Annotated in this window: 5 protein-coding genes and 3 pseudogenes; 6 read left to right on the forward strand and 2 right to left on the reverse strand. The window is 33.9% G+C overall.

What is annotated here, in order from left to right; genetic code table 11:
- The 3 genes from H7T98_RS09340 (at window position 1) to H7T98_RS09350 (ending at window position 8,539) form a co-directional block, all read left to right on the forward strand.
- The gene (locus H7T98_RS09340; protein ID WP_073690233.1) at window positions 1–786 is read left to right on the forward strand and encodes an ABC transporter permease; all 786 of its coding nucleotides are present in this window, start codon (window positions 1–3) and stop codon (window positions 784–786) included.
- A 38-nt stretch (window positions 787–824) separates the two neighbouring features.
- The gene (locus tag H7T98_RS09345) at window positions 825–1,286 is read left to right on the forward strand and encodes a GNAT family N-acetyltransferase (protein ID WP_073690234.1); all 462 of its coding nucleotides are present in this window, start codon (window positions 825–827) and stop codon (window positions 1,284–1,286) included.
- 683 nt (window positions 1,287–1,969) lie between these two features.
- Window positions 1,970–8,539, forward strand: coding sequence for a S8 family peptidase (locus H7T98_RS09350; RefSeq protein WP_201061734.1), 6,570 nt, complete (start codon window positions 1,970–1,972; stop codon window positions 8,537–8,539).
- 424 nt (window positions 8,540–8,963) lie between these two features.
- Here H7T98_RS09350 and H7T98_RS09355 read toward each other — a convergent pair.
- Window positions 8,964–9,160, reverse strand: a pseudogene (locus H7T98_RS09355) (transposase); the annotation flags it as partial.
- A 32-nt stretch (window positions 9,161–9,192) separates the two neighbouring features.
- On the opposite strand from H7T98_RS09355, the gene H7T98_RS09360 reads away from it, so the two are divergent.
- Both H7T98_RS09360 and H7T98_RS09365 read left to right on the forward strand, forming a co-directional pair.
- The gene (locus tag H7T98_RS09360; RefSeq protein WP_201061736.1) at window positions 9,193–9,705 is read left to right on the forward strand and encodes an NAD(P)H-dependent oxidoreductase; all 513 of its coding nucleotides are present in this window, start codon (window positions 9,193–9,195) and stop codon (window positions 9,703–9,705) included.
- Window positions 9,706–9,891: 186 nt separating this feature from the next.
- Window positions 9,892–9,990: pseudogene (locus H7T98_RS09365) on the forward strand (XRE family transcriptional regulator); the annotation flags it as partial.
- A gap of 87 nt (window positions 9,991–10,077) precedes the next feature.
- Here the strand turns inward: H7T98_RS09365 and H7T98_RS09370 are convergent.
- Window positions 10,078–10,986: pseudogene (locus H7T98_RS09370) on the reverse strand (XRE family transcriptional regulator).
- Window positions 10,987–11,204: 218 nt separating this feature from the next.
- Between H7T98_RS09370 and H7T98_RS09375 the strand changes: the two are divergent.
- Window positions 11,205–11,726: an RDD family protein gene (locus H7T98_RS09375; RefSeq protein WP_201061738.1), complete on the forward strand. Its 522-nt coding sequence runs from the start codon at window positions 11,205–11,207 to the stop codon at window positions 11,724–11,726.
- Window positions 11,727–11,970 lie beyond the last annotated feature (244 nt).

Raw genomic sequence — 11,970 nt, forward strand, 5'->3', positions numbered from 1 at the left:
ATGAAAAAATATCAACGCATGCATCTGATTTTTATCAGACAATACATCAAGCAAATCATGGAATACAAGGTGGATTTTGTGGTTGGTGTCTTGGGAGTCTTTCTGACTCAAGGCCTAAACCTCTTGTTTCTCAATGTCATATTTCAACACATCCCCTCGCTAGAAGGTTGGACCTTTCAAGAGATTGCCTTTATCTATGGCTTTTCCTTAATTCCAAAGGGATTAGATCATCTCTTTTTTGACAATCTCTGGGCTTTAGGTCAACGGCTAGTTCGAAAAGGGGAGTTTGACAAGTATCTGACTCGTCCTATCAATCCTCTCTTTCACATCCTCGTTGAGACCTTTCAGATTGATGCCTTGGGTGAACTTTTGGTCGGTGGCATCCTATTAGGAACAACAGTAACTAGCATCTCTTGGACTCTTCCAAAATTCCTGCTTTTCCTAGTTTGTATTCCTTTTGCGACCTTGATTTACACTTCTTTAAAAATCGCGACAGCCAGCATCGCTTTTTGGACCAAGCAGTCAGGTGCCATGATTTACATTTTCTATATGTTTAATGATTTTGCCAAGTATCCTATTTCTATTTACAATTCGCTCCTTCGTTGGTTAATTAGCTTTATCGTTCCTTTCGCCTTTACGGCCTACTATCCTGCCAGTTATTTCTTGCAGGGTAAGAATGGGCTCTTTAATATCGGTGGTTTGATTCTGATTTCCCTTGTCTTCTTTTTCATTTCCCTCAAACTCTGGGATAGGGGCTTGGATGCCTACGAAAGTGCTGGCTCGTAAGGGGGAAAGTAAGACTAAAATCAAGAAAGGAACTTATGATGTTTACAATTGAAGAAGTCAAGGATGAAGATCAAAAAATGGCAGTTGTTGATGAGGTTTTAAAAGATTTGCCAGAATGGTTTGGAATACCAGAAAGCACGCAAGCCTACATCGAAGGAGCCAAGGACCTGCAAGTGTGGGCCGCCTTTCAGGAGAGTAATTTGCTTGGCTTTGTAAGCTTGTCCTATTCTAGTGAAGAGTGTGCAGAGATTGATTGTCTCGGCGTAAAAAAAGCTTATCAAGGTCAAGGAATTGGAAGGGAATTAATTACGACTATAGAAAGAGAAGCAGTCAAACAAGTGGACTACCTACAGGTAAAAACAGTGGCAGAAGGTTCAAATAAAGATTATGACCGAACAAATGTCTTTTATCGAAGTGTTGGTTTTAAAAAATTAGAGATTTTTCCTCAACTATGGGATCCCCAAAATCCTTGCCAGATTTTGATAAAGAAAATCTTTTAAACTTCCTGACAAAAAATTGAGAGTGCTATACTATAAAAGCGTTAGCCAATTTAGCTCAGTTGGTAGAGCAAGGCACTCGTAAAGCCTAGGTTATAGGTAGATAAACGACTGAGGATTTGAAAAAATAGATATGTAGAAGATAACCGTTAAGTCTTATTCTTAGCGGTTTTTTATATTGTTTAATAGCGCTGATATTTCATTAATGATGTTTGACTTTGTGATGTTGCTAGTGCTTTAAGTTGATTGCTACTATTTTTGATGGTGTGAATGTTCTGATAATGTACCCCAGCTAACTACGAAAGTTTTTGACTCTATGTTTTTAACGCTTATTAAAAAATAAATTAATGTAGGTTAATTTTTCTTGACTTAAATTTTTTAAATGATATACTATTTTTCTGGAGAGCTAACAATTATATATAAATGTACTACTCTATTTCCTAGATAATACTTATACTCGATGAAAATCAAAGAGCAAACTAGAAAACTATCCGCAGGTTGCTCAAAGCACTGCTTTGAGGTTGTAGATAGAACTGACGAAGTCAGTAACCATACATACGCTAAGACGACGTTGACGCGGTTTGATGCGATCTTCGAAGAGTATTAGTAAAACTTTTTATAACAAATGCTAGCAAAGTTAAAGTTTACTATCTATTGGAAGTTAAATAAATATGTAAGGAATTAAAATGAAAAAAAGTACAGTATTGTCATTAACCACAGCTGCAGTTATTTTAGCAGCATATGTCCCTAATGAGGTAATCCTAGCAGATACACCTAGTTCTGAAGATTCTTTAAAAATATCTGATAAAGAAACAGTAATAGGTAAACAAAACGAAAACAAAGAAAAACTTGAAGATATTCATAATGTTATAGAAACTTCAAAGGATACTGAAGAAAAGAAAACAACAATTATTGAGGAAAAAGAAGTTGTTAGTAAAAATCCTGTGATAGATAATAACACTAGCAATGAAGAAGAAAATTCCAATATTGAGGAAAAAGAAGTTGTTAGTAAAAATCCTGTGATAGACAATAACACTAGCAATGAAGAAGCAAAAATCAAAGAAGAAAATTCCAATCAATCCCAAGGAGATAAAGCGGACTCGTCTGCAAGTAAAGACCCAGAAAGTCCCAAAAAAGAGGATAAACTTGTCTATATTGCTGAATTTAAAGATAAAGAATCTGGAGAAAAAGCAATCAAGGAACTATCAAATCTTAAGAATACAAAAGTTTTATATACTTATGATAGAATTTTTAACGGTAGCGCTATTGAAACAACCAAAGATACTCTGGACATAATTAAACTAATAGAAGGTATTTCATCGGTTGAAAGGTCACAAAAAGTCCAACCTATGATGAATCATGCTAGAAAAGAAATTGGAGTTGAAGAGGCAATCGATTACCTAAAATCTATCAATGCACCATTTGGGAAAAACTTTGATGGTAGAGGTATGGTCATTTCAAATATCGATACGGGAACGGATTATAGGCATAAGGCCATGAGGATTGATGATGATGCTAAAGACTCAATGAGATTTAAAAAAGAAGACTTAAAAGGTACTGATAAAAATTTCTGGTTGAGTGATAAAATCCCTCATGCTTTCAATTATTATAATGGTGGTAAAATTACTGTAGAAAAAGCTGATGATGGAAGCGATTATTTTGATCCACATGGGATGCATATTGCAGGGATTCTTGCGGGAAATGATACTGAAAAAGATATTAAAAACTTTAACGGAATAGATGGAATTGCTCCTAATGCACAGATTTTCTCTTATAAAATGTACTCTGACGCAGGATCTGGCTTCGCAGGAGATGAAACAATGTTTCATGCTATTGAAGATTCGATCAAACACAATGTCGATGTTGTTTCGATATCATCTGGCTTTACAGGAACAGGTCTTGTAGGTGAGAAATATTGGCAAGCTATTAGAGCATTAAGAAAAGCAGGCATTCCAATGGTTGTAGCTACGGGTAACTATGCGACTTCTGCTTCAAGTTCTTCATGGGATTTAGTGGCAAATAATAATCTGAAAATGACCGACACTGGAAATGTAACACGAACTGCAGCACATGAAGATGCGATAGCAGTCGCATCTGCTAAAAATCAAACAGTTGAGTTTGATAAAGTTAACATAGGTGGAGAAAGTTTTAAATACAGAAATATAGGTGCCTTTTTCGATAAGAATAAAATCATAACAAATGAAGATGGATCAAAAGCTTCTAGTAAATTAAAATTTGTATATATAGGCAAGGGGCAAGACAAAGATTTGATAGGATTGGATCTTAGAGGCAAAATTGCAGTAATGGATAGAATTTATACAAAGGAGTTAAAAAATGCTTTTAAACGTGCAACGGATAAGGGTGCACGTGGCATTATGGTTGTAAATACTGTAAATTACTACAATAGAGATAATTGGACAGAGCTTCCAGCTATGGGATATGAGGAGGATGAAGGAACTACTAGTCAAGTTTTTTCAATTTCAGGAGATGATGGTGTAAAGTTATGGAACATGATTAACCCTGATAAAAAAACTGAGGTTAAAAGGAATAATAAAGAAGATTTTAAAGATAAATTGGAGCAATACTACCCAATTGATATGGCAAGCTATAATTCTAATAAACCGAATGTAGGTGACGAAAAAGAGATTGACTTTAAGTTTTCACCTGACACAGACAAAGAACTGTATAAAGAAGAGATCATCGTTCCAGCAGGGTCCACATCTTGGGGACCAAGAATAGATTTACTTTTAAAACCAGATGTTTCAGCACCCGGTAAAAATATTAAATCCACTCTCAATGTCATTAATGGGAAATCAACTTATGGTTATATGTCAGGGACTAGTATGGCAACTCCAATCGTGGCAGCTTCTACTGTTTTGATTAGACCAAAATTAAAGGAAATGCTTGAAAGACCTGTGTTGAAAAATCTTAAGGGAGATGACAAAATAGATCTTACAAGTCTTACAAAAATAGCCCTACAAAATACTGCACGCCCTATGATGGATGCAACTTCTTGGAAAGAAAAAAGTCAATACTTTGCATCACCTAGACAACAGGGAGCAGGGCTAATTAATGTTGCCAATGCTTTGAGAAATGAAGTCGTAGCTACTTTTAAAAACACGGATTCTAAAGGTTTGGTAAACTCTTATGGTTCTATTTCTCTTAAAGAAATAAAAGGAGATAAAAAATATTTTACAATTAAGCTTCACAATACATCAAACAGACCTTTAACCTTTAAAGTTTCAGCATCTGCTATAACTACAGATGCTCTAACTGACAGACTCAAACTGGATGAAACATACAAAGATGAAAAATCTCCAGATGGTAAGCAAATTGTTCCAGAAATCCACCCAGAAAAAATCAAAGGAGCAAATATTACATTTGAGCATGACACTTTCACTATAGGTCCAAATTCTAGCTTTGATTTAAATGCGGTTATAAATGTTGGGGAGGCTAAAAACAAAAATAAATTTGTAGAATCATTTATTCATTTTGAGTCAGTGGAAGAAATGGAAGCTCTGAACTCCAACGGGAAGAAAATAAACTTCCAACCTTCTTTATCGATGCCTCTAATGGGATTTGCTGGGAATTGGAACCACGAACCAATCCTTGATAAATGGGCCTGGGAAGAAGGTTCAAAATCAAAAACAATGGAAGGTTATGATGATGATGGCAAACCGAAAATTCCAGGAACCTTAAATAAGGGGATTGGTGGAGAAGGTATAGATAAATTTAATCCAGCAGGAGTTATACAAAATAGAAAAGATAAAAATACAACATCCCTAGATCAAAATCCAGAATTGTTTGCTTTCAATAACGAAGGGATCAACGCACCATCATCAAGTGGTTCTAATATTGCTAAAATTTATCCTTTAGATTCAAATGGAAATCCTCAAGATGCTCAACTTGGGAGAGGATTAACACCTTCTCCACTTGTATTAAGAAGTGCAGAAGAAGGATTGATTTCAATAGTAAATACAAATAAAGAGGGAGAAAATCAAAGAGACTTAAAAGTCATTTCGAGAGAACACTTTATTAGAGGAATTTTAAACTCTAAGAGAAATGATGCAAAGGGAATCAAATCTTCTAAGCTAAAAGTTTGGAGCGACTTGAAATGGGATGGACTCATCTATAACCCTAGAGGTAGAGAAGAAAATGCACCAGAAAGCAAGGATACCAAAGATCCTGCTACTAAGATAAGAGGACAATTTGAACCGATTGCAGAAGGTCAATATTTCTATAAATTTAAATATAGATTAACTAAAGATTACCCATGGCAGGTTTCCTATATTCCTGTAAAAATTGATAATACAGCCCCTAAGATTGTTTCGGTTGATTTTTCAAATCCTGAAAAAATTAAGTTGATTACAAAGGATACTTATCACAAGGTAAAAGATCAATACAAGAATGAAACCTTATTTGCGAGAGATCAAAAAGAACATCCTGAAAAATTTGACGAGATTGCAAACGAAGTTTGGTATGCAGGCGCCGCTCTGGTTAATGAAGATGGAGAGGTTGAGAAAAATCTTGAAGTAACTTATGCAGGTGAGGGTCAAGGAAGAAATAGGAAACTAGACAAAGACGGAAATACTATTTATGAAATTAATGGTGCAGGAGATTTAAGAGGAAAAATCATTGAAGTCATTGCATTAGATGGATCTAGCAATTTCACAAAGATTCATAGAATTAAATTTGCTGATCATGCTGATGAAAAGGGGATGATTTCCTATTATCTAGTAGATCCTGATCAAGATTCATCTAAATACCAAAAGCTTGGCGAGATTTCCGAATCTAAATTTAAAAATTTAGAAAATAGAAAAGAGGATAGTCTTAAAAAAGATACAACTGAGGAAGAAAATCATCAAGAAAATGAAGAGTCTATCGAAGAAAAATCAAGCTTGACTATTCATAAAACTATTTCAACAATTAGAGATTTTGAAAGTAAAGACTTAAAGAAACTCATTAAAAAGAAATTTAGAGAAGTTGATGACTTTACAAGTGAAACTGGTAAGAGAACAGAGGAATACGATTATAAATACGATGATAAGGGAAATATCATTGCTTATGACGATGGTAGTGCCTTACAATATGAAACTGAAAAACTTGACGAAATCAAATCAAAAATTTATGGTGTTCTAAGCCCGTCTAAAGATGGACACTTTGAAATTCTTGGAAAGATAAGCAATGTTTCTAAAAATGCCAAGGTATATTACGGCAATAACTATAGATCTGTAGAAATCAAAACGACTAAGTATGATTCCCACTCAAAAACGATGACATTTGATTTATACGCTAATATTAATGATATTGTGGATGGATTAGCTTTTGCAGGAGATATGAGATTCTTTGTTAAAGATGATGATCAGATAAAAGCTGAAACTAAAATTAGAATGCCTGAAAAAAATAAGGAAACTAAAACAGAATATCCCTATACATCAAGTTATGGGAATGTAATAGAATTAGGAGAAGGTGATCTTTCAAAGAACAAACCAAACAATTTAACGGAAATGGAATCTGGTAAAATCTATTCTGATTCAGAAAAACAACAATATCTGTTAAAGGATAACATCATTCTAAGAAAAGGCTATGCACTAAAAGTGACTACCTATAATCCTGGAAAAACGGATATGTTAGAAGGAAATGGAGTTTATAGCCAGGAAGATATAGCAAAAATACAAAAGGCCAATCCTAATCTAAGAGTCCTATCAGAAAAAATAATTTATGCTGATAGTAGAAATGTTGAAGATGGAAGAAGTACTCAATCAGTATTAATGTCGGCTTTGGATGGCTTTAACATTGTAAAATATCAAGTGTTTACCTTTAAAATGAATGATAAAGGGGAGGCAATCGATAAAGATGGAAATCTTGTAACAGATTCTTCTAAACTGGTATTAATTGGTAAAGATGATAAAGAGTATCATGGGGAGGATGAGTCCAACGTAGAAGCTATAAAAGAAGATGGCTCTATGTTATTTATTGATGCAAAACCAGTAAATCTTTCAATGGACAAGAACTACTTTAATCCATCTAAATCTAATAAAATTTATGTACGAAATCCAGAATTTTATTTAAGAGGTAAGATTTCTGATAAGGGTGGTTTTAACTGGGAGTTGAGAGTTAATGAATCGGTTGTAGATAATTATTTAATCTACGGAGATTTACACATTGATAACACTAGAGATTTTAATATTAAGCTTAATGTTAAAGACGGTGACATCATGGACTGGGGAATGAAAGACTATAAAGCAAACGGATTCCCAGATAAGGTAACAGATATGGATGGAAATGTTTATCTTCAAACTGGCTATAGCGATTTGAATGCGAAAGCGGTTGGAGTACACTATCAATTTTTATATGATAATGTTAAACCAGAAGTAAACATTGATCCTAAGGGAAATACTAGTATTGAATATGCTGACGGAAAATCTGTAGTCTTTAATATCAATGATAAAAGAAATAATGGATTCGATGGTGAGATTCAAGACAAACATATTTATGTAAATGGAAAAGAATATAAATCATTTGATGATATTAAACAACTAACAGATAAGACACTAAACATTAAGATTGTTGTAAAAGATTTTGCAAGAAATACAACCGTAAAAGAATTCATTTTAAACAAAGATACGGGAGAGGTAAGCGAACTAAAACCTCATACGGTAACTGTGACCATTCAAAATGGAAAAGAAATGAGTTCAACGATAGTGTCGGAAGAAGATTTCATTTTACCTGTCTATAAGGGTGAATTAGAAAAAGGCTATCAATTTGATGGCTGGGAAATTTCTGGTGTCGAAGGGAAAAAAGATGCTGGCTATGTTATTAATGTATCAAAAGATACTCTTATAAAACCTGTATTCAAGAAAATAGAGGAGAAAAAGGAGGAGGAAAATAAACCTACTTTTGATGTATCGAAAAAGAAAGATAACGTGCAAGAAAATCATAGTCACTTAGATGAAAATTACAAAAAGGAGGATTTACAAAGAGAAAATCATTCACACAAATCTGATTCAACTAAGGATGTCACAGCTAAAGTTCCTGATGAAAATGATAAAAACTTTGAAAATAAGAAGGAAGTTTATCTTAATGAACCAGAGAACATAGATAATAAACATACCAATATTGATAGTAAATCAACTACTAACAATGATAGGTTGCCAAAAACCGGAACAGTTAGCGAAGTCTTCATGTCATTAGTTGCCGGAATAATGTTTACCTTAGGTGCGTTTCTTGGATTAAAGAAAAAAGATCAAGATTAAGACAAAGATATAGAAAAATGGTTTGTGTACTGAGATAGTGTGATGATGAAACAGTTTTGTGAAAATAGCCATTTATAACTCAATTATTTAGTTTACTTTACTATTGATACTCTTTTTGGATTTATTAATGTACTTAGTTTCGACAACTAATGAATTGATTGAAAGGGTTAGTATTGACAATATTGGTCATATTAATTAGAAAATAGAGTCTATCAAAATTTAAAGGCTAATAGAGGTGATGAGATAATTTCAAGGAATTAAGTAGCGTTTGGTTGCTTAATTCCTTTTTATTATGTGACTATTAGTCCGTTTCGCTCCGAAGGTGCGAAACAAATAAACCACCCGCTATTGATATGCCCCCTGTCAAGTAGACAGGTTAAATATGGCTCTTTGTCAACTGTAGTGGGTGACGAAAAGCTAACATCTAGAGAGAACCTGATAGGTTTTCTCTTTTTGTATGTTCAGAGTGATGAAAACACGCTTCCTAAAGTTAATAAAGTTTCTAAAACCGAAGCCCAGACGTTTGATGTCTTTGATAAGCTTATTGGTCCCCTCCAATTTTGCATTTGAGTAATGTGTTTCTAGTGCGTTTTTGATGTATGGTTTGTGTCTAAGGAAGGTCAAGCATAATTAAGATAAGAAAGAGAAACGATATGAAAACCACAATTTTTACATTTCACCCTCAATTAAAAACGGGCTCACGCATTAATAAAGAACTGGCAACAGCTGCTGCTGGAGCTGGTTATGACGTGCGAGATATGTACCAACTGTATCCCAATTTTGACATTGATGTCAAAACGGAGCAAAAGATTCTAGAGGTAAGTGATAGCATTGTACTCCAGTTCCCAATTTATTGGTACCAAACGCCAGCCCTCATGAAACAGTGGTTTGACGTTGTTTTTGAATACGGTTGGGCCTATGGTTCGACTGGTACTGCCTTACAAGGCAAGGAAGTCATGTTGGTAGCTAGTTTTGGAGCTGGGCAAGATGACTACACGAGAAACGGCCGCTTCCATGTAACAATTGAAGAGATTTTAAAGCCTATCACTACGATTCAGTATTTGACAGGTCTAACATTTCTGGAACCTCTTATCATAACTGGTACTTTAAACATGGATCAAGAGTTATTATCAAATAAAGTAAATAAATACCTACAAATAATATAAATAAGACATATCAACCCTCTATAAATGGAATATACTTTATTATTTTTCTGTTTCAAACAATAAAGCATCAATCAATATACTTGAATACTAGTGGATATTATTGAGTATATTTCATATTGTCCAATTAGGACAATACATAAAATTTTTCCTGTTTTTCCTCTATACTTTTCCTTAGGAGAAAGATTGATGTACCGACGTTTAAGGGATTTGAGAGAAGACAATGATTTCACTCAAAAATTCGTTGCCGAAAAACTTTCGTTTACTCAACGATATTCAGGAAAGATAAGAAGCATCTGAGTTTAACTTCAGATGCTTCTTTGGTAGTTATTACATTTGGAATGAATCATGTTTAAAATGTTGATGATATATTTTCTATTTTATGTTTAAATCTTTTTCCATTTCCATTTTAAGATTTTTTATGAAGACTTGATCACCAAAAGCTTCAGCTAGTACGGTAGCTGTATTATAAAGCTCAGTCGCTTTATCTCTATTGTTCTCATAGAAAAGATAATATTTCGCTTCAAAAATAAGTACAGCGGGTTTGTAAGCATGTTGTAGAGTCTTATCGATAACAGTATGCATTTTATCGACAATAGTTTTCATATTTCTATAATCATGATGCATAACATAGATTCCACCTATAGTTGACAATGCTCCAAGTAGTTCAACATTAACTAACTCTTCCCCTTGTAATTCTTGATTAATTAATTTACATCGAAAACTTTCAACAATCTCTTTATCATAGTCACCAACTTGACATTGAAAGGTTTAGTATTTAATTAGTAAGAGGTCATTTAAGGAATATGCTTCTTTCTTCAAAACTTGAGTCAGATAGTCTTCAAAGATAGTTTCGATAGCATCCTCTTCACCTTCAGTCATAAAATTCAGGGTTCTTTCAATGATATCAATGGTTAGAAGTTCGTCCTCTGGTAGAATATCAATATATTTTTCATAAAGTTCTTCAATATCTTGTAGTTTTTTCTTGATACGTTCAGAATCGCCATAGACAGGAGACTTCATGAGTTTATATTTAGCATGATAATAGTCTTCAGGAATGTCTAGTTTTGTTTCACCTAACAAAAAGTTGAGGGAAACACCCAATTTATCACTGATGTATTGCAGTTTGACAATGGTTGGTAATGAGCGACCGAGCTCGATTCTCATCAGTTGTTTGACGGTTAATTCTTCTTCGGTATCACAAACTTGCTCACGTGTTAACCCTTGACGTTCACGTTCTTCACGAATTCTTTTTCCAATCTTGATTTTAATATCTTCTGACATACATAATTCCTTATGATTTAGATTTTAAATAATAATATAACGTAAAATTGAAATAAAGTCCAAAAGCCATAATAGAAGTAGTGTATAATAGAATCTACAGGAGTTTACAAATATGAAACAATCTCAATTTGCGAGGGCGCTAGCCAGCAGATTTTCCTCTCAAATATTATTTAGAATATTAAAAATGTTATAATATGAGATGAGAAAGGGGGGAGACGATGATGAAAATTATAGCAATAAACCCTATTCCGTTTAAAAAAAGAATGATTGAATTTCTCTTTGATTATCTTTTCATTCTAGCTTATTTAGTTCTTCTGTTTTTAAGTTCGATGCTTATTTACATCATCTTTTTTAATGGTGTCCCAGAGTTTACAGAAATTCAGTCGCAGTGGCTTGTATTTTTCACCTCTGTTTTGCCAATCACGCTCCTTTTTACATTCTTGGATTATAATAATGATGGCAGTTTTGGGAAGGTTAAAGCAGGACTTGAACTTGTCTACCAGAAAAAAACAGTGCAGGCTAGCTTGATTAGAAATGTCATCAAATTTTTACCTTGGCAACTCGGTCATATGGGCACGATTCATGGCTTATATAGTGATTTTGATGTGTTATCCATTATCCTCTCGTTTTCGGCGACTCTACTTGCAGTTTTGCTACTGGCAATGACGATATATAGGAAAGATAAGAGGCATCTAGGAGACCTACTAGCCCGTACACAAGTACAGCTAAGAGGTGACTAAGATACAGGTTGCTTACTTGATTCTTAAGGAAAACTGTATACGATTAAAGGAAGTCATTATGATGACCTCCTTTTTTTATTGCTCTAAATACTGTACAATAGAATGATTACAGGAGTTTACAATTATGAAACAATCTCAATTTGCGAGGGCGCTTTGGTATGGTATTCTGATATGATACCTCTTAAGTAGACAAGGTAAATACCTAAAATCTACTTAAGAGGTATTTTTATGTCTAGAAGAGAAA

The organism is Streptococcus sp. 23.2 (assembly GCF_016648665.1).
In the GTDB taxonomy this organism is placed as follows: Bacteria; Bacillota; Bacilli; order Lactobacillales; family Streptococcaceae; genus Streptococcus; species Streptococcus salivarius_E.

Excerpts from the sequence above, each read along its gene's own strand:
- H7T98_RS09340 (WP_073690233.1), top strand. The coding sequence starts at position 1 with ATGAAAAAATATCAACGCATGCATCTGATTTTTATCAGACAATACATC.
- H7T98_RS09345 (WP_073690234.1), top strand. The coding sequence starts at position 825 with ATGTTTACAATTGAAGAAGTCAAGGATGAAGATCAAAAAATGGCAGTT.
- H7T98_RS09350 (WP_201061734.1), top strand. The coding sequence starts at position 1,970 with ATGAAAAAAAGTACAGTATTGTCATTAACCACAGCTGCAGTTATTTTA.
- H7T98_RS09360 (WP_201061736.1), top strand. The coding sequence starts at position 9,193 with ATGAAAACCACAATTTTTACATTTCACCCTCAATTAAAAACGGGCTCA.
- H7T98_RS09375 (WP_201061738.1), top strand. The coding sequence starts at position 11,205 with ATGATGAAAATTATAGCAATAAACCCTATTCCGTTTAAAAAAAGAATG.